The organism is Aquimarina rubra, from assembly GCF_042684305.1.
GTDB lineage: Bacteria > Bacteroidota > Bacteroidia > Flavobacteriales > Flavobacteriaceae > Aquimarina > Aquimarina rubra.
The window spans coordinates 1823984-1848785 of sequence record NZ_JBHULE010000019.1; the positions used below are offsets into that span (position 1 = coordinate 1823984).

Here is a 24802-nt window from a genome sequence, read left to right on the forward strand (position 1 = left end):
ATGAAGTTCTCGATAAAATGTCAATTAAATCAGATTAACTGGTATTTCACATACTGGAATCGGTATCATTTTGTGTTGATTTACCGTATTTAAACGGGAATAAATCTTAAAAACCTCTTGTTCTCGACCAGAAAAATCATCACTTTTTTTACCTAAGTCCTTCATTTTCATAGCCCATTCCAGTTCGTCATAACTCGCTCCAATCTGATCTTCATCACTTCTGCTATCTCCAAATAAACCATCAGTTGGAGTGGCATTTTGTATCGAATCAGGTACTTGTAGTACCTTTGCTAATTCATAAACCTCGCTCTTTAATAAATCTGCTATTGGACTTATATCAACGCCGCCATCACCATATTTAGTATAAAAGCCTACACCAAAATCTTCAACTTTGTTTCCGGTTCCAGCTACTAAATAGCCATGTATACCTGCTAAATAGTATAAAGTGGTCATCCTCAATCGCGCTCTGGTATTGGCAAGAGACAAGTTTAGCTTTGCTTCAGAATCGCTTTTTGGAACAGAACTTTTAAATTCTTCAAAAACAGGAGTTAGGTCCACACGTGTGTCTGAAACCTTGTCAAATCGTTCTTTTAGTTGTGAAATATGCTCTTGAGCGCGATTTACTTGACTTTGCGCTTGATGTATCGGCATTTCCACACATAGAACATTAAGACCGGTTTTAGCACATAAAGTGGAGGTGACAGCGCTGTCGATCCCACCACTGATTCCTACCACAAAACCATTTATATTTGCTTTGATAGCATAATCCTTTAGCCAATTTACAATGTGGTCAACTACTTTTTTAGTTTGCATATTTTGTTTTTTTATAAATTTTTTATCGAAATTTTTGGTGTTTTTATCAATTATGATCTTGTATAAGGTAATTTGATAATAGTACCTTTGCGGTTATAAAATTAATAAAAAAAGATAGCGTTAGAGAGTAAGAGTGATTATTTGTACAGATATTATAATATTCGAATGAAGTATAATAAGTTTTTAAAAATAGCAGCAATTTTTTGCATAATCTGGTCATGTGGTAAAGAAAATAACATCGAAAAAGAGATAGCAGCGATACCTGTAGAAATTGGTATTGAACGTTTTGATAGGATTTTTGCAGATGTTACACCAGAAAATTTAGCCAATGTTAAGGCAAAATATCCATTTTTTTTCCCTGAGAAGGATCATGATAGTATTTGGATCCAAAAAACTAAAGACACAATACAATTAGAAATTAATCGGGAAGTAGAAAAAGCTTTTAGTAATTTCTCTAAAGAAAAAGAGCAGCTGGAGTCTTTGTTACAACACATAAAATATTACTTTCCAGAAGCAACCATTCCTAGGGTAATTACAGTTACCTCTAATGTGGATTATCAAAGAAAAGTGATATTATCAGATAATTTATTAATCATTTCTTTAGATACGTATTTGGGAGCTGATCATCACTTTTATCGAGGTATACAAGCGTATCTCAAGGATCGTTTTGTGAGAAGTCAGATTTTGCCGGATGTAGCTACAATGTATGCCAGACAGTTAGTAGAATCACCAAGAAATAGAACGTTTTTGGCGAATATGATTTATTATGGAAAAGAAATGTATCTCAAGGATTTATTTCTTCCTGATATTGCAGACAGTCAGAAAATGGCGTATACAGAAGATCAAATGGCGTGGGCAGAAGCTAATGAAGAAGAAATTTGGAGGTACTTTATTGATCGTCAACTGTTATATAGTACAGATGCAGAACTATTACCTAGGTTCTTGTATCCAGGTCCATTCTCTAAATTTTACCTTGAAGAAATTGATCAGGAAGCACCAGATAGAATCGGTCAGTACATAGGTTGGAAGATTGTAAGCTCATATATGAAAAATAACAATGTATCTTTGCGGCAATTATTATTAACAGATGCTGAAACAATTTTTAGCACTTCAAAGTATAAACCAGCAAGATAATGGCAAAAATGCACACATCTGAGATCAAAATTGATATAGAGTTAGACGAAAACAGAGTTCCAGAAAAATTGAATTGGACGGCTAAGGATGGAGGAATAGAAAATGAAGAAACAAAGGCAATGTTATTGTCTGTTTGGGATCATAAAAACAAAGAAAGTCTCAGAATTGATTTATGGACAAAAGATATGCCGGTTGACGAAATGAAGATATTCTTTCACCAGACCCTTGTTTCAATGAGTGAAACTTTTAATAGGGCTACACAAGATGAAAAAATGTCTGCAACTATGAAGGATTTCTGTGATTATTTTGCAGAAAAACTAGAATTGAAGGAAAAATAATCAGTAAGATAGAAGTTTTTTAAGTGCTAAAGTGTTAGATATCTAACACTTTAGGTGTTTTTTAGGTAATAAATTTGGTTATGATCTTAACTTGATCACACAAATTTCTTGAAACTTAAAACCTTACCTAAAAATGAAAACTTTTTTACTTTTCTTAAGAGGGATCAATTCCAATGTATCCCATTCAAATTCTTTATTACGGATATTTACTTTTACTTTTTTTGTTAGTACTTTTTTACTTACCAGTGCTAAAGAATCTATTAATATAGATGATTACAATATAGACGGTGGAGAGATTGCCGGAGGTCCTTTTGTCTTTTGTGTTGATGGAGAGGTTGATAATGTAAACGGTATTTCTTTATCAGGAAATTCGGGTAGTAATACTACTTGGGTTATTACAGATGACCAAGGTCTGATTTTAGGTCTTCCTCCTACATTAGAAGCTGTAGAAGGTGTCGATTTTGATGGAGCAGGAGTAGGAACTTGTTTAATTTGGCATTTAAGTTATGCGAATATCGAAGGTTTAGCTCCGGGAAATAATGCTTTAACTGATTTATCAGGAGTATACGATTTATCCAATTCAATTAGTGTAACTAGAAATGCTCCGGATGGCGGAGAGATTGTTGGAGGTCCTTTTGAATTTGTTGTTGATGGAGAGGCTGATAATGTAAGTGGTATTTCTTTATCAGGAAATTCCGGCAGCAATACTACCTGGGTTATTACAGATGATCAAGGTTTGATTTTAGGTCTTCCACCCACATTAGAAGCTGTAGAAGGTGTTGATTTTGATGGGGCAGGAGCAGGAGTATGTCTGATCTGGCACTTAAGTTATGAAGATTTAGATGGTTTAGCGCCAGGAAACAATGCGCTGACAGATTTATCAGGTTGTTATGATTTATCAAATTCAATAGAAGTTGTTCGTAATGAAACTTTAGATGGAGGAGAAATAACCGGAGGTCCTTTTGCCTTTTGTGTTGATGGAGAAGTTGATAACGTAAGTGGTATTTCTTTATCAGGAAATTCGGGTAGTAATACTACTTGGGTTATTACAGATGATCAAGGTCTGATTTTAGGTCTTCCTCCTACATTAGAAGCTGTAGAAGGTGTCGATTTTGATGGAGCAGGAGTAGGAACTTGTTTAATTTGGCATTTAAGTTATTCGAATATCGAAGGTTTAACTCCAGGAAATAATGCTTTAACTGATTTATCAGGAGTGTATGACTTATCTAATTCTATAGGAGTAATTAGAAAAGATGGAGATAGTGCAGAGTGTCAAGGTCTTGGGGTATTAAATGTAAGAGTCTTTCCAAATCCTGCCACTAGATTTGCTTATGTAATTGTAAGAGGTTTTAGTGATAGTAATCTTGAAATAAAATTATATGATATGTCCGGAAATCCTGTAAATGTTGATATAATCAACAGAAGAAGATTCGTAAGAATTGATGTAACTAGTCTAAGATCTGGAGTGTATTTAGTATCTGTAGTTAATAATAGTACCGGAACTTCTTCAATTGAACAGTTAGTAGTAAGATAAGATAGGTGATTAATGAGCTGTATTGTAAATTGTTAGCCATGTAATGATCTGGAAAAGAGTTTCGATAACTAAATTGTAACTCTTTTTTTGGTTTGTGTTTTTACATAAAAACTAACTTTTATGGGAAAAGTGGAGTCTGTTAGATGGAGAAAATATTCGAATTTGTTCATAAAACGATAATTCGGTAAGTATTTTATTATACTTTTTACAGATTGTTTGTTTTGGCACTTTTTCAGAAAAGAAACCGGCTTAAGAAGTAGCCATTTGTTGATTTATTTCACTGATATAATTCAAGACTTCGTCTTTGCCTAATCCAGAAGAGGATGAGGTAATAAAATAGTTAGGCATCTCTTCCCAGTATTTCAACATTTCATTAATATAAGCTTCAATATTAAGCGGTAATTTAGTTTTTGTAAGTTTATCTGCTTTGGTGAAAATTATAGAAAAAGGAATTTGGTTTTCCCCCAACCATTGCATGAATTCTAAATCTATTTTTTGGGGTTCATGTCTAGAATCAATCAGTACAAAAGCACAAACTAGCTGTGTTCGTTTAGAAAAATATGCAGTTATAAACTTCTGAAATACTTTTTTAGAGGACTTTGAAACTCTTGCATAACCATAACCTGGTAAATCAACCAAGAACCAATTTTTGTTAATAATGAAATGATTAATCAGTTGAGTTTTTCCGGGTCTTCCTGATGTTTTGGCTAAACTTTTACGACTCGTTAACATGTTTATCAATGAAGATTTACCAACATTAGATCTGCCAATAAAAGCATACTCGGGCAAATTGTTCTTTGGACATTTCGCCACATCGCTGTTGCTCATTACAAATTCAGCGCTACTAATCTTCATGGTTGTTGTAATTAGAAATTACGTTCTTGTAGCCAAGTGTGTAATAGTTTATTAAACTCTTCTGGATGTTCCATCATAGCTGCGTGGCCACATTTATCTATCCAATATAAATCAGAGTCTGGTAGTAATCTGTTAAAATCGTCTGCAACTTCAGGAGGTGTAACATTATCATTTCTACCCCAGATAATACAGGTCGGTGTTTTCATATTAGGAAGATCCTTAGCCATATTATGACGTATAGCGCTCTTTGCAATTGCTAGTGTTCTTATCAGTTTGTTTCGATCATTAACCGTAGCATACACTTCATCAACAATTTCTTTGGTAGCAATGGCAGGATCATAAAATACATTTTCTGCCTTAGCTTTAATGTATTCATAGTCACCTCGCTTTGGGTAACTTTCTCCCATCGCGCTTTCATAAAGTCCAGAACTACCTGTAATTACTAATGCTTTTACTTTTTCAGGAAACATTTTTGTGCATAATAATCCAATATGTCCGCCAAGAGAATTACCTAGTAAAATTACCTCTTTATAGCCTAGCTGATCAATAAAGTCTTTAAGGTATTTGGCAAAAGTACCAACACTGGTTTTTATTAATGGCATTTCGTATAGTGGAAGTTCGGGTATCAAAACTTTGTATCCATTTTCTGGAAAAAAAGTGCTTACACCATCAAAGTTGCTTAAGCCACCCATCAATCCGTGTAAAATTACGATTGGAGTACCTTCCCCTAGCTCGAGATAACTGAATTTTCCGTCTTTCTTTAATTCGTGCTTCATTAATACTTCTTACAAGAATTAAAAGCAAATATAGCATTTTCATAATTAGTTTGAAGATTTTTTATCAATACTGCGATATGATTTTTTTAGATTTTTTTGATCCTGCTTTTTTTTTAATCATTAAAGCATCAAAACCAATATTTTATATATAAAACAATATTCTTTTAAACCGCAAAATATTAAAGAAGACCAAGGGTTTCGGCTTCTTTTTCAATGACAACTTATTAACAATGTGGTAGATTGTGGTAAAAAGTGGTAAATTTTTCAATATATTTGACTAATTATAGCAGCAAGTAAGTAAAAGTGGTAAATCTTATAGGTACATACGAATGTAAAGCAGACGCTAAGGGACGTCTGATGATACCTGTCGCATTTAAAAAACAACTTTCTCCTGTGTTGCAAGAGGGTTTTGTGTTAAAGAGAGCGGTTTTTCAGTCTTGTTTGGAGTTGTATCCGATGGAAGAGTGGAATCTTTTGATGCAAAAAATGAATAAGTTAAATCGCTTTAAAAAGAAAAATAACGATTTCATTCGACGGTTTACAGCTGGTGTCAAAGTAGTGGAAATTGATGCAACAGGACGTCTTTTGATACCTAAGGACCTGATAAGTTTTGCTGGAATCACAAAAGAATTGGTGTTGTCATCTGCAGTGAATATTATAGAGATATGGGATAAGACTCAGTATGAAAAAGCAATAGATGCCGCCGCCGTGGATTTTGCTGATCTTGCGGAAGAAGTAATGGGATTTGATGATGAAATAAGTCAGGATTAATGATAATATGATGTTAGTTGAGTGGTTTTTGGCGATTCCATCTGACTATTAAAAATCAATGAGGAAGAACAGATGAAACAGATGGAATATCATAACCCGGTTTTATTAAAAGAAACCGTAGACGGACTTGCAATCAAACCTGATGGAGTGTATGTGGACGTGACTTTTGGAGGAGGAGGACATTCCAAAGAGATTCTAAAAAGACTGGGGGCAAATGGCAAGCTATATGCTTTTGATCAGGATAAAGATGCTTTACTTAATGTAATTGACGATGACAGGTTTGTGTTGATTAACGAGAATTTCAGGTTTATAAAACGATTTCTTCGTTTTCATGGATTGCGAAAAGTAGACGGAATTTTGGGTGATTTTGGGGTTTCATCGCATCAGTTTGATGTCGCAGAAAGAGGGTTTTCTACCAGATTTGAAGCGGATTTGGATATGAGAATGAATCAGGAAGGAGCGTTATCAGCATATCATGTGATTAATGAATATGACGAGTCGGATTTGAAAACCATGTTTTTACAATACGGAGAATTAAGAAATGCTCCTAAACTGGCTAGAGCGATTGTAAATTCCAGAAAAGACAAGAGTATTAAAACCAGTGTAGAATTAAAGGAAGTGCTAAAACCTTTTATGGTAAAACATAAAGAGCATAAAATATTAGCTCAGATCTATCAGGCCATACGAATAGAGGTAAATCAAGAGATAGAGGCTCTTAAGGAGTTTTTGATGCAAACGCAAGATCTATTGGATGAAGGAGGAAGAATCAGTCTGATATCCTATCACTCTTTAGAAGATAGATTGGTAAAAAGATTTATTAGAAGTGGAATGTTTGAAGGAGAACCTGAAAAAGATTTATATGGTAACGTTTCTGTTCCTTTCAAAAAAGTAGGAGGGTTGATTATTCCTACAGATGAAGAAATTAAAGTAAATAACAGAGCACGAAGTGCGAAACTAAGAATAGCGAAAAGAATTTGAAACAAACGGTATATGACATATTAAAAGGAAAGTTTCTAATTGCAGATGACGCTATGAAGAACTGGCGTATGCTGCTCTTTTTGTCGTTTTTGGCAATTATCATGATCGCCAGTTCTCATAATGCAGAAAGTAAGGTTCACGAAATAGCAAGGCTAAATAATGAAGTACGAGAATTGAGAACACAATTTGTAGATGGGAGAACAGAGTTGATGCAATTAAAAATGGAATCATCAGTCATCGAAAAAATGACAAAAAAAGGAATAAAAAGACCAACAAAACCACCACAAAAAATAATAGTAATAGAATAGAATTGTCTTGGCAGTAAAAGATAAAAACATATTAAACAGGTTATACTTCATTGCGGGATGTATGTTCATCTTCGCAATTTTGGTTGTTGTGAAACTTGCAAAAACTCAATTTGTAGAAGGAGATATGTACCGTGCTAAAGGTGAGGAGCGTGTTTTTAAAACGTTTGATATTCCCGCTAACCGAGGTAATTTGTATGATAGTAAGGGTAATTTGTTAGCTACATCAGTGCCTAAATATGATATTCGATTTGATGCGGTTACGGTTACAGATAAAGATTTTAGAGAAAATATCGCTGCTTTGTCTAAGGCCTTATCACAGGAATTTGGTAAATCTGCTGAACATTATGATGATGTATTAAGAAGAGCTCGAGATAATAAGAATAGATATTTTTTAATTCGAAGAAATTTAGGGTATTCTCAATACGTAAGAGTTAAGAATTTTCCTTTATTAAAGTATGGTGCAAACCGCGGTGGACTAATCGTAGAACAGCGTACCATTCGTGAACATCCAATTGGAAAGATAGCGGAAAGAACAGTTGGTTATGAGCGTCGGGATGATCAGGGGTATTATACCAGAGTTGGACTAGAAGGTGCTTATGGGCCTTTTTTAAGAGGGAAAGAAGGGAAACGTAAAAAACAAAAAATCGCAAAAAATCAATGGAAACCTATTGGTGATGCTAATGAAGTAGAACCTCAGGATGGGTATGACGTTATTTCTACCATAGATGTGAATGTACAGGATATCACGCATCACGCTTTATTAGCGCAATTAGAAAGGTTTGAAGCAGAGCACGGAACCGTAGTAGTCATGGAAACCAGAACGGGTGAAATAAAAGCCATATCTAATTTAGGGCGTACCAAATCAGGGAAGTATTATGAAAAGCTGAATTATGCAGTTGGAGAATCTCACGAACCGGGATCGACTTTTAAGTTAATGGCTATGGTTGCTGCTTTAGAGGATAAGGTTATCGACTCTAGTTATGTGGTAGATACCGAAAACGGTCGTGTAAAATTTTATGATAGAGTGGTGAAAGATTCCAAATGGGGCGGATACGGAAAAATATCTGCAGCCAAGGCATTTGAATTATCGTCAAATACCGCTTTTGCAAAAATTATTGATGAACATTATAAAGATGACCCAAAGAAGTTTGTAAACCGATTAATGAATATGGGATTGCATAAAACTTTAGGGTTGTCTATCAAAGGTGAAGGTAAGCCAAAGATTCCTTATCCAGGCGATAAAGATTGGTATGGTACCACCTTGCCTTGGATGGCTCATGGATATGGAGTTGCGTTGACTCCATTGCAAACATTGGCTTTTTATAATGCAATAGCAAATGATGGAGAGATGGTAAAACCTCGATTTATAAAAGAAGTAAAGGCTTGGGATCGTACCAAAGAAAGATTTGATAAAGAAGTGCTCAATCCTGCGATATGCTCTAAGGAAACTGCAAAGGTTGTCCAAGAGATGATGAAAAATGTAGTGATCAGAGGAACTGCTGATAATATACATACAGAAAACTTTCAGATAGCTGGTAAAACCGGTACTTGTTGGGGTAATTATGGTAAGGATAAAGAAAGAGAATATATATCCTCTTTTGCTGGATATTTTCCCGCAGAAGATCCTAGATATTCCTGTATTGTAGTTATCCATAAACCAAATAAAGAGAAAGGGTATTATGGCAATATCGTAGCTGCTCCGGTTTTTAAAACCATCGCCTTAAAAGTTTACAACGATATCCCTGTGGTGGATGAGGTGTCTCCAAACATAGTAGAAAGTAAAGAGATATCAGAAAGTTACGATGAATACTTTCAAAAAGCTAGAAAATATAAAACCATAATGCCAAATTTAAAAGGCATGCCAGCAATGGACGTTATTTCTCTTTTAGAAAATATGGGGTTAAAGGTAGAAGTAAAAGGCTCAGGTAAAGTAAAGAGCCAATCTATAGAACCAGGAACCAAAGTACAAACCAATCAAACAATTAGGATAGAATTATCGTGATCGAGTTAAAAGATATTTTATATAAGGTGCCTATGAATGCTGTTGTTGGTGACACAACTACAAGGGTACGTAAAGTTGAGTTTGATTCCAGAAAAATCAAACAGGACGATATGTTTGTCGCAATTCCTGGTACAGTAGTGGATGGGCACGATTATATAGAGAAAGCTATTAATCAAGGAGCGATTGCTATTGTATGCGAAACAATGCCGGAATTCTTGGTTGATGGCTTGGTATATGTTCAGGTAGAAGATGCACAGAAAGCACTGGCGATTATTGCGGCTAATTATTATGGATCCCCTTCAGAAAATTTAAAACTTGTTGGTGTTACAGGTACTAATGGAAAAACAACCATTGCCACTTTATTATATCAACTGTTTAAAAAAGCAGGTTACAAAGTAGGTCTACTTTCCACAGTAAAAATTCTGGTAGACGATATAGAGTACAAAGCTACGCATACAACTCCGGATTCTTTGACTATAAACTACTACCTGAAAGAGATGAATGATATCGGTGTGGAATATTGTTTTATGGAGGTAAGTTCTCACGGAATTGATCAAAAACGTACTGCAGGCTTGGTGTTCGAAGGAGGTGTTTTTACAAATCTGTCACACGACCATCTGGATTATCACAATACTTTTAAAGAGTACAGAGATGTGAAAAAAGTGTTCTTTGATGAATTAGGGAGTAATGCCTTTGCTTTAACGAACAAAGATGATAAAAACGGAAGCTTTATGCTTCAAAATACCAAAGCTAAACAATATACATATGCTTTAAAGTCATACGCAGATTTCAGAGGACAAATCCTTGAGAATAGTTTAGGTGGTTTGTTACTGAAAATAAATGATAATGAAGTTTGGACTAAGCTTATAGGAAGTTTCAATGCTTATAATCTTTTGGCAATTTTTGGAACAGCAGAACTGCTGGGGCTTGATACACTAGAAACTCTACAATTGTTGAGCGATTTAGAAAGTGTTAGTGGAAGATTTCAGTATTTAATTTCTGATAAAAAAGTTACTGCAATTGTGGATTATGCGCATACTCCTGATGCCTTGAAAAATGTGTTGGAAACCATTAATGATATAAGAACGAATAATGAAACTTTAATCACAGTAGTTGGTTGTGGAGGAGATAGGGATAAAGGGAAAAGACCAGTGATGGGTAATATTGCAACAGTATTAAGTAACAAGGTGGTTTTTACCAGTGATAATCCAAGAACTGAGAGCCCTGAGCAAATTATTGAAGATATAGAAAAAGGAGTAGAGCCTCAGAATTATAAGAAAATGGTGTCGATTACAGATAGAAAACAGGCGATACGAACGGCGTGCCAATTTGCAGAAGAGAATGATATTATTCTGATCGCTGGTAAAGGTCATGAAGCCTATCAAGAAACTAATGGAGAGCGAATAGATTTTAATGATTTTGAAATTGTTAAAGAAGAACTAAAAAAACTAGGAAAATAAATAAATCCTTTCTGTCTGATTTGTTTCAAACAAGATAAAAGGTAATAATATATATGCTATACTATTTATTTCAATATTTAGAAAGTGAATATCAATTTCCTGGAGCTTCATTGTTTCAGTTTATCACATTTAGGGCGGCAATGGCAATTATTTTATCGCTGTTGATTTCTACTATTTATGGTAAACGGATCATAAACTTTCTGAGGAAAAAGCAAATGGGCGAAAGTATTAGAGAGCTTGGTTTGGAAGGACAGGCAGAAAAAGCGGGTACTCCAACGATGGGAGGGATAATAATCATTTTAGCGACACTGATTCCTGCCCTACTTTTCGCTAAACTCGATAATATTTATATCATCCTTTTGATTATAACCACTTTGTGGATGGGTGTTATCGGTTTTACAGATGATTATCTAAAAATAAAAAAGAAAGATAAAGAAGGATTAGCAGGAAGATTTAAAGTAATAGGTCAGGTAGGTCTTGGTATTATCGTTGGGTGTACTATGTATTTTCATAGTGATATTACAATTAAAGAGGAAAAGGTTAATTCTGATGTAGAAGAAGTTGCAACTGTGCTAACAACAGAAAATCAATCTGATTTTAACCCTGCGATCAAATCTACAAAAACAACCTTGCCGTTTATTAAGAATAACGAATTCGATTATGCTAGTTTGATTACTTGGATCAATCCAGGTTTGGCTAATTATGCGTGGATAATTTTTATTCCTATTGTGATTTTTATTGTAACTGCTGTTTCTAATGGTGCTAATCTTACGGATGGAATCGATGGATTAGCAGCTGGCTCTTCTGCAATTATTGTACTCACGCTTGCATTATTTGCTTGGGTGTCAGGTAATATCGTCTTTTCTGATTATCTCAATGTAATGTATATCCCTAATTCTGGTGAGATGACTATCTACATAGCGGCATTTGCAGGAGCATTGGTTGGTTTTTTATGGTATAATACCTATCCGGCTCAAGTGTTTATGGGAGACACAGGTAGTTTAACAATTGGAGGGATAATAGCAGTAATCGCAATTGCCATACGTAAAGAGTTTTTGATCCCGATTGTATGCGGAATCTTTTTTATAGAAACTTTATCTGTGATGATGCAGGTAAGTTGGTTTAAATATACCAGAAAAAAATATGGAGAAGGAAGAAGAATATTTCTAATGTCACCATTACATCATCATTATCAGAAGAAGGGGATTCATGAAAGTAAGATTGTAGCTAGATTTTGGATCATCGGAATTTTTCTTGCAATTATTGCTGTGATTACTTTAAAAGTCAGATAAGGATTTAAGGTATAAGATTTAGATTAATGATTTGTGAAAGAAGTACTAAAGAATATGGAGCAAAAAAATTAAAGCAAATGAATTATTGTCAATAGTTGTTGCTTCGATAATAACAATGAGAAATCGGAAATCGTGAATCGTAATTCAAAAATTAAAAAACGACTTGTCGTTTTAGGTGCAGGAGAGAGTGGAGTAGGAACGGCTATTCTAGGGAAGAAAGAAGGGTTTGAAGTGTTTGTTTCAGATAAAGGAACGATCACAAATCATTATAAAGAAGTTCTTAAAAATTTTGAAATCGAATGGGAAGAGCAAAAGCATACAGAAGATAAAATTCTAGATGCAGATGTGGTGATGAAAAGCCCGGGAATCCCTGATAAGGTAGTCTTGATACAAAAGTTACTTGAAAGAGGAATACCTGTGGTGTCGGAGATTGAGTTTGCTTCAGAGTTTACATCAGCAAAGATTGTTGGGGTAACAGGTAGTAATGGAAAAACTACTACCACAATGCTTACACATCATGTGCTGAAGAATGGAGGTTTGGACATATATATGGCTGGTAATATTGGAGATAGTTTTGCTAAGCAAGTAGCAGAAAACGACGTTCCGTATTATGTGTTAGAGTTGAGTAGTTTTCAACTGGATGGAATTAAAAAGTTTGCACCACATATAGCGGTACTGACCAATATTACACCAGACCATTTGGATCGATATGAATATAAATTTGAAAATTATATCGCTTCAAAATTTAGAATAACAATGAATCAAACAGAAAGTGATTATTTCATTTATGATGAGGATGATGAAGTAATTACTAAATATATAGAAGAGCATCCTGTTCGTTCAAAATTATTACCATTTTCATTAAAGAAAAAGGTAGAAAACGGAGCGTATTTAGAAGGAGAAAATATTAAAATAACAATAGATAACAACGAATTTACCATGCCAACAAAAGATTTATCATTAAAAGGAAATCACAATGTGAAAAATGCAATGGCTGCCGCCACGGTATCACAATTACTGAAAATTAGAAAGACTACAATACGAGAGTGTCTTGAAAATTTTCATGGTGTTGAGCATCGATTAGAAAATGTGCTGAAAATAAACAATGTTCAGTATGTGAATGATTCTAAGGCAACAAATGTAAATGCTACTTTTTACGCATTGGATGCCATGAAGTCCGCTACGGTATGGATTGTAGGTGGTGTGGATAAAGGGAACGACTATACCGAGTTGTACCCTTTGGTTAATGAAAAAGTAAAGGCAATTATTTGTCTAGGTGTGGACAATACCAAAATAATTAACGCTTTTGGTAATTGTGTGGATAATATCTTAGAAACACAGTCTATGAAAGAGGCTGTAAATATGGCATATAAAATAGCGGAGCGAAATGAAAATGTGTTGTTGTCACCAGCTTGTGCAAGTTTTGATCTTTTTAAAAATTATGAAGAGAGAGGAAGACAATTTAAAGAAGCTGTTCGCGAGTTATAATTAAACAAAAGAGAACAAATAAATTATTAAAATAAAAAACAAAGAATAGTATATAGTGACTAAGGTTTTAAAAAATATAAAAGGAGATAGGGTAATATGGGCGATCGTTGCTCTATTGGCACTGTTTTCGTTTTTACCTGTTTACAGTGCTAGTAGTAATTTAGCGTACTTGTATGGAGATGGAAATACTTTTGTGTTTTTAATAAAGCATTTTGCACACCTGCTTTTGGGTTTTGGTATTATGTACTGGGTGCATAAAATTCCGTATCACTATTTCAAAGGGCTTTCTATTATTATGTTGCCGGTTGTTGTAGTTCTGCTGTTGTTTACAATGGCTCAGAATAACACCATTGGTGGAGCAAATGCTAGTAGATGGATTCGTTTACCATTTGTAGGGGTTACTTTCCAGACCTCTACCCTGGCGGCAGTAGTACTGATGGCATACGTAGCTAGGTATTTGTCAAAAATAAAAGATAAGAAAATTTCTTTTAAGGAGTCTTTGATTCCACTTTGGCTACCTGTTTTTATAATTCTGATGTTAATATTGCCAGCTAACTTTTCTACCGCAGCGATTATTTTCTCCATGGTAATTATGCTGGTGTTTTTAGGTGGATATCCGCTGCGACATATTACTGTAATTCTTGGAACGGGTTTATTAGCTCTTACGTTTTTTATTTTGACTGCTAAAGCTTTTCCGGATGCATTTCCGAATAGAGTAGATACTTGGGTGAGTAGAGCAGAAAACTTTTTTAATGATAAAGATACTCCTGAAGATTATCAAATAGAACGTGCAAAAATTGCAATTGCCAGAGGTGGAGTAATGGGTAAAGGACCTGGTAAAAGTGTGCAGAGAAACTTTTTACCACAATCTTCTTCGGATTTTATTTATGCCATCATTATCGAAGAGTGGGGCTTAGTTGGAGGTGTTTTTCTAATGTTTCTTTATTTGATGCTTTTGTTTAGGTTGGTCATTGTAGCCCATAAAAGCTCAGATGTATTTGGTAAACTTTTAGTAATTGGTGTAGGATTACCTATTGTCTTTCAGGCGTTGATTAATATGGCAGTTGCTGTAGAGCTATTTCCTGTAACTGGTCAAACGCTTCCGTTAGTGAGTAGTGGAGGAACATCCATTTGGATGACATGCATGGCCATAGGAATGGTATTGAGTATAAGCAGTAGTAGAGAAGCAATGATAAAAGAGGAGCAATCTGATTTTGATAATACAAAAGAGAGCGATGTAAACCCTAAAGAAGAAAATCCTTTAGAGGTTTTGAGTGAAGCAATATGAAGCAACAACCAAGGGTCATATTATCAGGTGGAGGAACTGGAGGACATATCTATCCAGCAATTTCTATTGCCAATGAAATAAAGGATAGATATCCCGAAGCTTCTATATTATTTGTGGGCGCCAAAGATCGCATGGAAATGCAAAAAGTTCCACAAGCCGGTTATGAGATTGAAGGTTTATGGATTAGTGGTATTCAGCGTAAGTTAACATTAAGTAATCTGTTGTTTCCTTTCAAATTATTGAGTAGTCTTTGGAAATCCAAAAAGATTATCAAAAAGTTTAATCCTGATATTGTAATTGGAACTGGAGGTTTTGCTAGTGGTCCATTGTTAAGAATGGCAAATTCTGCAAAGATTCCTACAGTACTTCAAGAACAGAATTCTTTTCCTGGTATTACCAATAAATGGCTGGCAAAAGGCGCGAATAAAATATGTGTTGCCTATGATGGGATGGAACGGTTTTTTCCAAAAGATAAAATTATCAAAACAGGAAATCCGGTTCGTCAGGATTTACTGGAGATCAATAGCAAAAGAAGGGATGCAATTGCTAAGTATAATCTGGATATTGAAAAGAAAACAGTTTTAGTTATAGGAGGAAGTCTTGGAGCGAGAAGAATAAATCAACTCATCGAAAAAGAACTTGAGTTTTTTTCGAAGAAAGAAATTCAAATACTCTGGCAGTGCGGTAAGCTATATTATGATGAGTATAAAAAATATGGTAGTAATCGGGATGTGCAAGTACATGAGTTTTTAGACACTATGGATTTGGCATACGCTGCAGCCGATGTAATTATTTCAAGGGCGGGAGCTAGTTCTGTTTCCGAATTATGTATTGTGGCAAAACCAACATTATTTATTCCGTCACCAAATGTTGCAGAAGATCATCAAACCAAGAATGCTAATGCAATTGTAAGTCAAAATGGAGCAAAAATGTTAAAAGAAAGTGAGTTGGAAGAGAAGTTTCAGAAAACGATTCTACAACTATTGGAATCAGAAGCCATGCAGATAAAACTGACACACGCAATAAAAAAGTTGGCATTACCAAATGCTACGAAAGATATCGTAAATGAAATCGAACAAATAATAGGTAAAGAAAAGGTAGAGCGTTGAAGAATGAATAAGGGCTTAAAAGACATAAAGAATATATATTTTATCGGTATCGGTGGTATCGGCATGAGTGCGCTTGCACGATATTTTAAGTTTTTGGGTAAAAATGTAGCTGGATATGATAAAACACCAACTCAGATAACCTCGGATTTAGAGGGGTTAGGAATTGAGATTCATTTTAATGATGATATTGCTGCAATTCCAGAATTATTTCTGAATTCTGATGAAACACTTATTATCTATACTCCGGCAATTCCGGGCACACATACCGAATTAAACTATGTAAAAAACAATGGGTTTTCGATTAAAAAAAGAGCGGAGGTTTTAGGGATTATCACCCAAAATACATACACCTTGGCTGTTGCAGGAACACACGGAAAAACAACCACAACTGCTATTTTGGCTCATTTATTAAAAGAAAGTGGGGCAAAAGTAACAGCTTTTTTAGGTGGAATCAGTGAGAACTATAATTCCAATTTGATACTGGAAGGAAATGAAGCGGTAGTGGTTGAAGCAGATGAGTTTGATAGATCATTTTTGCAATTATATCCGGATATAGTTGCAGTTACTTCTATGGATGCAGATCATTTGGATATTTATAAAAAGGCAAATGCTTTAGAAGAATCATTTAAAGAATTTTCATCCAGAGCAAAAGACCATCTTTTGGTTTGTAATGGACTACCTCTTTCTGGTAATACCTATGGAGTAGAAGATGATTCTGATTATTGTGCTCAAAATGTACGCATTGATAACGGCACATATATTTTTGATTTAAAAACACCAACTCAACTCATTAAGGATTTGCATTTAAACCTGCCAGGTAAACACAACTTGTTAAATGCTATCACAGCCTTTGCTATGGCATTGTTATATGGCTCCCCGACCGCTGCCTTAGCAAAGGCTTTATTTTCTTTTAAGGGAGTGCAGAGGCGATTTAGTTATCAGATTAAATCTGATGATTTAGTTTATGTAGATGATTACGCACATCATCCAACAGAGATTAATGCATTGCATCAGGCAATAAGAGAAATGCATCCAGGAAAAAAGGTGTTGGCAATATTTCAGCCTCATTTATATAGTAGAACACAAGATTTTGCTGCTGACTTTGCAGAAAGTCTTAGTCAATTCGATCAACTATTACTATTAGATATATACCCGGCGAGAGAATTACCAATAGAAGGAGTGACTTCAGAATGGTTGTTGGGAATGGTAAACTTAGAGAATAAAAAAATAGTTAAGAAAAGTAGTTTAATAGAAGAAATTTTAAAAAGTAATGCTCAGGTAGTCACTACTATTGGAGCAGGTGATATAGGAGAAGAAGTAACTAGTATAAAAGAAGCATTATTAGCAGTATGAAGAAGATTTTGACATATGGGAAGTTTGTAGGTCTTGTGGCTTTGATAGTATTTCTTTTTGCATTTACAGGTAATCGAAATGAGAGTAGAAAGATCAAAGAAGTAGAGATAGAATTTGTTGAAGAACAGAATCCTTACATAAATGAATTAACGGTTAATAAATTGTTAATACAAAATCAAGTAGGGGTGACGGACGTAGGTAAAGAAATTTTAGTTTTGAATAATGTAGAGAAGGGGCTGGATGCACACAAAATGATTGAAGATTCAGATGTGTATCTTACTGTAAACGGACAACTTAAGGCAAGAATCAAACAGCGTACTCCAATCGCTAGGGTGAATGCCGTTGTTCCTTTTTATGTCGATATCACGGGTAATACGATGCCATTGTCGGATAATTATTCAGCTCACGTTCCTCTGGTAAGCAATGTTTCAGAACGAGAAGTTTCAGAGATTTTTCCATTGTTAAGAAAAATTCAACAAGATGAGTTTTTAAAAAAACACGTGGTAGGAGTTTATAGAAACCAGAGTGGTGATTATGAGTTAGCATTAAGAGTGTACGCTTTTAAAGTAATTTTTGGTAAAGTCGAACAATTGGATAGTAAGGTTAAAAATTTTAAGGCTTTTTATCAAAAAGCATTAAAAGATCAGAGTCTCGATAAATATAAAAAAGTCAGTTTGCAGTTTAGAAACCAAGTTGTGTGTACAATAAAATAATACCAATATGGGAAGAGAAGAGAATGAAATAGCGGTAGGATTAGACATAGGAACGACAAAGATTGTTGCTATGGTAGGGAGATATAATGAGTATGGAAAGATGGAAGTATTGGGTGTTGGTAAATCCAAAAGTCTTGGTGTGCATCGTGGTGTGGTAAATAATATCACACAGACAATACAGTCGATTCAACAAGCTGTGCAGGAAGCAGAAAGCGTTTCCGGCGTAAAAATAAGCGAAGTAACTGTTGGTATAGCAGGTCAGCATATAAGAAGTTTGCAGCATAGTGATTATATCACACGCCCTAACGCAGATGCAGTTATTGATGAAGAGGATATTGATACTTTATGTAATCAAGTGCATAAATTAGTAATGCTACCTGGTGAAGAAATTTTACATGTGTTACCGCAAGAATATAAAGTAGACGGTCAAGCCGAAATAAAAGAGCCTGTAGGAATGTACGGAGGACGACTGGAAGCAAATTTTCACGTGGTAGTAGGTCAGGTAACATCCATCAGAAATATTGGGCGATGCGTAAAAAGTTCCGGATTAGAATTATCAGATGTCACGCTCGAACCATTAGCTTCTGCAAACGCTGTGTTAAGTCAGGAAGAAAAAGAAGCAGGTGTAGCATTAATTGATATAGGAGGTGGAACTACAGATTTGGCAATTTTTAAAGATGGAATTATCCGTCATACAGCGGTGATTCCTTTTGGAGGAAACGTAATTACCGAGGATATTAAAGAGGGTTGCTCTATTATTGAGAAACAAGCAGAGTTACTCAAAATAAAATTTGGATCCGCTTGGCCTGGCGAAAATAAGGATAATGAAATTGTTTCTATTCCAGGACTAAGAGGAAGAGAACCAAAAGAGATTACACTAAAGAACTTATCTAAGATTATCCATGCACGTGTTGTGGAAATTATAGAACAAGTGTTTTTAGAAATTAAAAATTATGGTCACGAATCTCCAAAGAAAAAATTAATTGCTGGGATCGTTTTGACCGGTGGAGGTTCTCAGCTAAAACACTTGAAACAATTAGTAGAATATATTACAGGTATGGATACTCGTATTGGATATCCTAATGAGCATTTGGCGGGTAATAGTGATCCGGAAACTACAAGTCCAATGTATGCAACAGCAGTAGGATTGGTAATGGATAGTCTTGTACATATCAGCAAACAGAAAAAAGCTGCTATAAAAGAGGCCTTGGTAGAAGAAGAAATAAAAGAAGAAACCACAACGATTGCAGGAGAAGGTATCGAAGAAGAAAAACCTGTGGTGGATACTAGGCCAAGAAAAAATATTTTGGAAAAATGGACGGAGAAGTTCAAGGAGTTTTTGGATAACGCAGAATAGTCGGAAAATTTATATAGTTCAGTTTTGAACATAAAAAGATATTAAGAAACAAAGTAAGAGAACAAGAAAATTAGCAATTATGAGTAACAATGAGGAGTTCGAGAACATTTCTTTTGATTTACCCAAGAATCAATCAAATGTAATTAAAGTTATTGGAGTTGGAGGAGGTGGTAGCAATGCCATCAATCATATGTTCCAGCAGGGAATCAAAGGAGTTGATTTCGTTATTTGTAATACTGATGCGCAAGCATTAGAAAATAGTCCTATTCCGAATAAGATACAGTTGGGAGTGTCTCTTACAGAAGGATTAGGAGCTGGTGCGAATCCAGAAGTGGGTGAACAATCTGCAGTAGAAAGCTACGAAGAGATCAAAAGAATGCTGGATACCAATACCAAGATGATATTTATCACGGCTGGTATGGGTGGAGGAACTGGAACAGGAGCCGCGCCGATCATTGCAAAAATGGCAAGAGAATTAGATATTCTTACGGTAGGTATTGTTACAATTCCATTTCAGTTTGAAGGAAAAATGCGTAACGAACAAGCGCAGTTAGGTGTAGAGAAACTTCGCGCTCACGTAGATTCTTTGGTAGTTATCAATAATAATAAGTTACGAGAAGTATATGGTAACTTAGGTTTTAAAGCTGGTTTCTCCAAAGCAGATGAAGTACTTGCTACCGCATCCAGAGGAATCGCTGAAGTAATAACACATCACTATACACAGAATATTGATTTACGTGATGCTAAAACGGTACTTAGTAATAGTGGTACAGCAATAATGGGGTCTGCTAATGCCTCTGGTGCTAAACGTGCTCACGATGCTATCGTAAAAGCACTAGATTCACCATTACTTAATGATAACAAAATTACAGGAGCTAAGAATGTGTTGCTATTGATCGTTTCCGGAAAAGAAGAAATTACTATTGATGAGATTGGTGAAATCAATGATCATATTCAACAAGAAGCTGGTCACGGTGCCAATATTATAATGGGGGTTGGAGAAGACGAATCTTTAGAAGATGCAATTTCTGTAACTGTCATTGCTACAGGATTTGATGTAGAACAGCAGGACGAGATCGTAAATACTGAAACAAAAAGAATCATTCATACACTAGAAGAAGAACAACGTGCAACCACTCAGGATTTGACTCCTAAGTCTACTGCTAGAACTACTCCTGTGATAACTCATACACCTCAGATAGAAGAGGTGAAAGAAGAGCCAATTATCAAACACGAATTGATAGAAGAAGAGGAAGAAGACATCAAAGAATCTTTGTTACTGCCTACTACCGAATTTCTGAAAAATTTGGATGTTGTTGATGCAGAAGTAGTTAATCCTTTCTCCACAGATGGTGATTTTGTGATTATCAATGCTCAGGATATCATTAATCAGATTGAGGTGAATGATGCTAATGAAGTAACGATGGCGGAAAGCGAAAAGGAAAAAGAAGATCAGTTTACTTTGGCATTTGATATGCCAGTAGGTGGAAATGAAGAACAAAATATAGAGGCCGTAGATATTACTCCTTCCGTTGTGAAACAAGAAGAAGAGGAAAAACCAATCGTTTTTGATCTTACGGAGGATATTTTAGAAGTAGAGGTAAATGAACCTATAGAAGTAGTTCCGGTAAGTGAAACTGAATCTGGAGGTGTTCGTAAGTATAGCCTTGAAGAATATATGGAAGAAGAAAAAAGGTTGACCGAGGCTAAACCTGAGGCAGAGGTGATGGAAGAGGATAAAGAAGTAGTTTTCGAGAAGAAAACTATTGCTCCGACTCCAGAATCAGAACCTTCAGAAAGTGCAGATCCGATAGATCAACCAATTTCTGAAACTTTAAAGGCTAGAGCTGCAGAACGTAGAGCCAAAATGAAGGAGTTTAATTACAAGTTCAGAAATAATGCATCTAATATTGATGATATAGAAAAAGAACCTGCATACAAGCGTGCAGGACTAGATGTAGATTCTAAACCAGGATCGTCTGAGTTGTCTAGGACTTCATTAGGTACAGATAGCAATGATGACATTCAACTAAGAAAAAATAATTCTTTTCTACACGATAATGTAGATTAGTTATATGTCATTCGGGCCCTTTAGCAAGCTGAGGCTAAACTTTAGGATAGAATCAAAATTTAAAAGTATTAGATAAACTTAACCGATAATCTAAAATGGATTATCGGTTTATTTTTTATCTTCGCAATCCAAAAGATTAAAACCGAATATCTATGAGTTTACAGGCAAAAGTAATGACTGCAATGAAAGAAGCAATGAAAGCAAAGGATACTAATGCTTTAACATCATTGCGAGCTATCAAATCTGCTATTTTATTGGCTCAAACGGAAAGTGGAGCTAAAGAAGAGTTGACTGAGGATCAGGAGCTAAAATTATTACAGAAGCAAGTGAAACAACGTAAAGATAGCGCAGCTATTTTTGCGGAGCAAGGAAGGGATGATTTGGCACAACCAGAATTGGACCAGGCTAAAGTAATAGAGCAATTTTTACCTGAGCAGATGAGCGAGGAAGAAATAGAAAAAGTAATTACTGATATTATTGCAAAAACTGGTGCAGCCGGAATGAAAGATATGGGTAAAGTGATGGGAATGGCATCAGGACAACTGGCTGGTAAAGCAGATGGTAAAACCATTTCTACGATTGTAAAAAGTAAATTATCATAAGTAACATCTTTCTTTCCCCTCTTGAGAGGGGTTAGGGGTGTGTATAGGCCGCGTGGCGCAACTGAATAGCGCATCAGATTTCGGCTCTGAGGGTTGGGGGTTTGAATCCCTTCGCGGTCACTACAAGCACAAAACCTGCAATGAAATTGCAGGTTTTTGTTATTTGGAAAAGATTGAAGCCAAAAGCTTCAAATCTTTGGAAAATAACAAAAATTGTAAAGCGACAGCTTTGCTTGTTTTGTATTTGCAAAGGGGAGCATAATGGGATCAACGATAGTTAATCCGAAGAAAAGCCAAAAGCTTCAAATCTTTGGAAAATAACAAAAATTGTAAAGCGACAGCTTTGCTTGTTTTGTATTTGCAAAGGGGAGCATAATGGGATCAACGATAGTTAATCCGAAGAAAAGCCAAAAGCTTCAAATCTTTGGAAAATAACAAAAATTGTAAAGCAATAGATTTGTTAGTTTTGAAACTATCTTTGTCTGTAGTCAAGTTTGTAAAGGGGAGTGCTGCAGAGGTCAACGAAGTTAACCCTAAAGAAAAACTAAAGTGCAACAGTAACAAGTTTTGAGCGTTTTTTATATAATTTAGCAATCTAGAGTTATACCAAATACTTGAATAAAAAAAATCCATCCAATTCCATCAAAGAGACCAAATTCTCGCATTGGTTTGATAGACATTATAGCAGATTATACAATTACGCATTTAAAGTTGTAAAAGAAACTGATCTTTCCCAGGAGCTGGTTCAGGAAACATTTATCAAGCTATGGGAAAATTTTGATGATATTAAGGAGTCTGAACGTTCTATCGAATCATTTTTAATTACGACACTCAAGAATAAAATTATAGATGATTATAGGAAGAAAAAAAGTAGGGAAAAGCACACTAATTTATATGCACTGCACTCTAGTATCGAAACCCAGATTGATAAAGAATGGGAATTAGTACAGCGTATTGAAGATATTTATACCACTCTCGAACAAAAAACAATAGATATTTTTAAGTTATCTAGAGACAAAGGCTTCACCTATAAAGAAATTTCTAAAAAAAAAGATATTTCAATAAAAACCGTAGAACTCCACATTTCAAAGGCGTTAACAGCATTCAAGAAAGGCTTGAAAGATTACTTTTAAGAAAAAAAGAGGTTTTCAATAGGGTAATACTACTTGACAAACGTCTTTTAAGTAGTTAACACCAATTTAAGTATATAAAAAAACGTGAGTTGGGCTTAAGGATGTAAATGATCAAAGCCGTCAATTCGAGTGATTTTTTGAAACAAAGTGGAAAAAAAATTAGCCTGCCCGTCCGCCTTAGGCGGAGTATCGAGAATAGGTTTTTTATCAGAAAACCACTGTTCTCGATATCTACCTGGCATTTCGGTAGACAGGCACTTTTCCTAAAGTCGAAGCACTCGAACGGACGTGATTTTCTAACATCAAACTCACATAAATTAAATTGATATAACACCTTTTGGTATGGAACCTTTAAAAATTACAGAAACCGAACTTTGGGAATATATCTCCAAAACTGCTGATGGTAGTACTAATCATAAAGTGGAACGGTGGATGAACTCTTCGGATTTCGATGAAGCTTTATACATCAAGATAACCGCTATTTATAATCATACTTTAGAAAAGGATCCCACTGTTGAAGAAGCAAAAAAACGTTTCTTTAATACCGTTACACCAAAAACAGCAGTTTGGAAAGAGATGCTAAAATATGCGGCCATATTGATAGTAGTTATTTCTGGAACCTATTTCTATAATACCATATCCTCTAATAGAAATGAAATAGTCGTACAGACAACTTTTGGAGAACAAAGGAGCATTGAACTATCTGATGGCTCCAAAGTTTGGCTAAACGCTTCGAGTACATTATCCTACAATACAGAAACTCCTAGAACTTTATACCTGGAGGGAGAAGGTTTTTTTGAAGTTGCAAAAGATACTTTACACGCATTTACGGTAACAACACCAGATCATATCACTGTAAAGGCTTTAGGAACTAGTTTTAATGTAAAATCCTATATAGATGGTGCAATTACAGAAACAAAATTACTTACAGGTAAAGTTGAAGTTACTTCTGATACACATTTTAAAGAAAGCGTATTTATGATCCCTGATGAAAAAGTAACTTTTTACAAGAATACCAAGGAAGTGGTAAAATCCAAAATGGATCTTTATGAGTCCGAGATTGCCTGGAAAGAAGGAAAAATACAATTCGAAAACAAAACTTTTAAAGAAATAGCAATCGATCTAAAAGCTCAATTTGGCAAACAAATCCGATTTAGCAATGAAGACATTGCTTCCTCTAAATTTACAGGCTCTTTTGATCATAAAACTCCAATAAGTGAGATTTTTGAAATACTCAAAATCTCCAAAGAATTTACCTATAAACTAAACACAACAACCAATGAGTGGATAATAGAATAAAAGTTATTAAAGTAGTATCCCGCAAAAAAGCGGGATTAGTTTAACTTACAATTTTGAGTTCCCCGCTATCGCCGATTCTCAAAATTGAGTTTGACTAAAAAGTGGGAAAACTGCCATTTTCCCACTAT

General features: G+C 35.1%; 22 protein-coding genes and 1 tRNA gene. 20 read left to right on the plus strand and 3 right to left on the minus strand.

Annotation, left to right across the window (positions count from 1 at the left end; genetic code table 11):
- Window positions 1–24 precede the first annotated feature (24 nt).
- Complete coding sequence (gene nadE, locus ACFSR1_RS16485) at window positions 25–813, minus strand: NAD(+) synthase (protein ID WP_378294116.1); 789 nt, start codon at window positions 811–813, stop codon at window positions 25–27.
- A gap of 165 nt (window positions 814–978) precedes the next feature.
- On the opposite strand from nadE, the gene gldB reads away from it, so the two are divergent.
- The 3 genes from gldB (at window position 979) to ACFSR1_RS16500 (ending at window position 3819) form a co-directional block, all read left to right on the plus strand.
- Window positions 979–1947, plus strand: coding sequence for a gliding motility lipoprotein GldB (gene gldB, locus ACFSR1_RS16490; RefSeq protein WP_378294117.1), 969 nt, complete (start codon window positions 979–981; stop codon window positions 1945–1947).
- Complete coding sequence (gene gldC / locus ACFSR1_RS16495; RefSeq protein WP_378294118.1) at window positions 1947–2285, plus strand: gliding motility protein GldC; 339 nt, start codon at window positions 1947–1949, stop codon at window positions 2283–2285. Before gldB ends, gldC begins: the two co-directional genes overlap by 1 nt.
- A 133-nt stretch (window positions 2286–2418) precedes the next feature.
- Window positions 2419–3819 carry a T9SS type A sorting domain-containing protein gene (locus tag ACFSR1_RS16500; RefSeq protein ID WP_378294119.1) on the plus strand — a complete coding sequence of 467 codons (1401 nt, stop codon included), beginning with the start codon at window positions 2419–2421 and terminating at the stop codon, window positions 3817–3819.
- Between the two features lie 249 nt (window positions 3820–4068).
- Here the strand turns inward: ACFSR1_RS16500 and yihA are convergent, their stop codons facing one another.
- Both yihA and ACFSR1_RS16510 read right to left on the minus strand, forming a co-directional pair.
- Window positions 4069–4674 carry a ribosome biogenesis GTP-binding protein YihA/YsxC gene (gene yihA / locus ACFSR1_RS16505; RefSeq protein WP_378294120.1) on the minus strand — a complete coding sequence of 202 codons (606 nt, stop codon included), beginning with the start codon at window positions 4672–4674 and terminating at the stop codon, window positions 4069–4071.
- Between the two features lie 11 nt (window positions 4675–4685).
- Complete coding sequence (locus tag ACFSR1_RS16510; RefSeq protein WP_378294121.1) at window positions 4686–5450, minus strand: alpha/beta fold hydrolase; 765 nt, start codon at window positions 5448–5450, stop codon at window positions 4686–4688.
- A gap of 303 nt (window positions 5451–5753) precedes the next feature.
- Between ACFSR1_RS16510 and mraZ the strand changes: the two genes are divergently transcribed.
- The 17 genes from mraZ (at window position 5754) to ACFSR1_RS16595 (ending at window position 24674) form a co-directional block, all read left to right on the plus strand.
- The gene (gene mraZ, locus ACFSR1_RS16515) at window positions 5754–6221 is read left to right on the plus strand and encodes a division/cell wall cluster transcriptional repressor MraZ (protein ID WP_378294122.1); all 468 of its coding nucleotides are present in this window, start codon (window positions 5754–5756) and stop codon (window positions 6219–6221) included.
- Window positions 6222–6302: 81 nt separating this feature from the next.
- Entirely contained in the window at window positions 6303–7199 is an 897-nt protein-coding gene (gene rsmH / locus ACFSR1_RS16520; RefSeq protein ID WP_378294123.1) for a 16S rRNA (cytosine(1402)-N(4))-methyltransferase RsmH, read from the plus strand.
- Window positions 7196–7507, plus strand: coding sequence for an FtsL-like putative cell division protein (locus tag ACFSR1_RS16525; RefSeq protein WP_378294124.1), 312 nt, complete (start codon window positions 7196–7198; stop codon window positions 7505–7507). Before rsmH ends, ACFSR1_RS16525 begins: the two co-directional genes overlap by 4 nt.
- 61 nt (window positions 7508–7568) lie before the next feature.
- Complete coding sequence (locus ACFSR1_RS16530) at window positions 7569–9509, plus strand: penicillin-binding protein (protein ID WP_378294521.1); 1941 nt, start codon at window positions 7569–7571, stop codon at window positions 9507–9509.
- Entirely contained in the window at window positions 9506–10969 is a 1464-nt protein-coding gene (locus tag ACFSR1_RS16535) for a UDP-N-acetylmuramoyl-L-alanyl-D-glutamate--2,6-diaminopimelate ligase (RefSeq protein WP_378294125.1), read from the plus strand. Before ACFSR1_RS16530 ends, ACFSR1_RS16535 begins: the two co-directional genes overlap by 4 nt.
- A 53-nt stretch (window positions 10970–11022) precedes the next feature.
- Complete coding sequence (mraY, locus tag ACFSR1_RS16540) at window positions 11023–12261, plus strand: phospho-N-acetylmuramoyl-pentapeptide-transferase (protein WP_378294126.1); 1239 nt, start codon at window positions 11023–11025, stop codon at window positions 12259–12261.
- A gap of 132 nt (window positions 12262–12393) precedes the next feature.
- Entirely contained in the window at window positions 12394–13749 is a 1356-nt protein-coding gene (gene murD / locus ACFSR1_RS16545) for a UDP-N-acetylmuramoyl-L-alanine--D-glutamate ligase (RefSeq protein ID WP_378294127.1), read from the plus strand.
- A 55-nt stretch (window positions 13750–13804) separates the two neighbouring features.
- Window positions 13805–15037, plus strand: a complete 1233-nt coding sequence (locus tag ACFSR1_RS16550) for an FtsW/RodA/SpoVE family cell cycle protein (protein ID WP_378294128.1) — start codon at window positions 13805–13807, stop codon at window positions 15035–15037.
- A complete protein-coding gene (murG, locus tag ACFSR1_RS16555; protein ID WP_378294129.1) occupies window positions 15034–16146 on the plus strand; it encodes an undecaprenyldiphospho-muramoylpentapeptide beta-N-acetylglucosaminyltransferase in 1113 nt (370 codons plus the stop codon). Before ACFSR1_RS16550 ends, murG begins: the two co-directional genes overlap by 4 nt.
- A gap of 3 nt (window positions 16147–16149) precedes the next feature.
- Entirely contained in the window at window positions 16150–17499 is a 1350-nt protein-coding gene (gene murC, locus ACFSR1_RS16560; protein WP_378294130.1) for a UDP-N-acetylmuramate--L-alanine ligase, read from the plus strand.
- Entirely contained in the window at window positions 17496–18212 is a 717-nt protein-coding gene (locus ACFSR1_RS16565) for a cell division protein FtsQ/DivIB (RefSeq protein WP_378294131.1), read from the plus strand. Before murC ends, ACFSR1_RS16565 begins: the two co-directional genes overlap by 4 nt.
- Before the next feature lie 7 nt (window positions 18213–18219).
- The gene (gene ftsA / locus ACFSR1_RS16570; RefSeq protein ID WP_378294132.1) at window positions 18220–19569 is read left to right on the plus strand and encodes a cell division protein FtsA; all 1350 of its coding nucleotides are present in this window, start codon (window positions 18220–18222) and stop codon (window positions 19567–19569) included.
- 79 nt (window positions 19570–19648) lie between these two features.
- A complete protein-coding gene (ftsZ, locus tag ACFSR1_RS16575) occupies window positions 19649–21640 on the plus strand; it encodes a cell division protein FtsZ (protein ID WP_378294133.1) in 1992 nt (663 codons plus the stop codon).
- Between the two features lie 152 nt (window positions 21641–21792).
- The gene (locus ACFSR1_RS16580) at window positions 21793–22242 is read left to right on the plus strand and encodes a GatB/YqeY domain-containing protein (RefSeq protein ID WP_378294134.1); all 450 of its coding nucleotides are present in this window, start codon (window positions 21793–21795) and stop codon (window positions 22240–22242) included.
- Window positions 22243–22288: 46 nt separating this feature from the next.
- Window positions 22289–22362: transfer RNA gene (locus tag ACFSR1_RS16585), tRNA-Arg, on the plus strand.
- Between the two features lie 494 nt (window positions 22363–22856).
- Window positions 22857–23375 (plus strand): RNA polymerase sigma factor, encoded by a 519-nt coding sequence (locus tag ACFSR1_RS16590; protein WP_378294135.1) that lies wholly within the window; start codon window positions 22857–22859, stop codon window positions 23373–23375.
- A gap of 342 nt (window positions 23376–23717) precedes the next feature.
- A complete protein-coding gene (locus tag ACFSR1_RS16595; RefSeq protein ID WP_378294136.1) occupies window positions 23718–24674 on the plus strand; it encodes a FecR family protein in 957 nt (318 codons plus the stop codon).
- Window positions 24675–24802 lie beyond the last annotated feature (128 nt).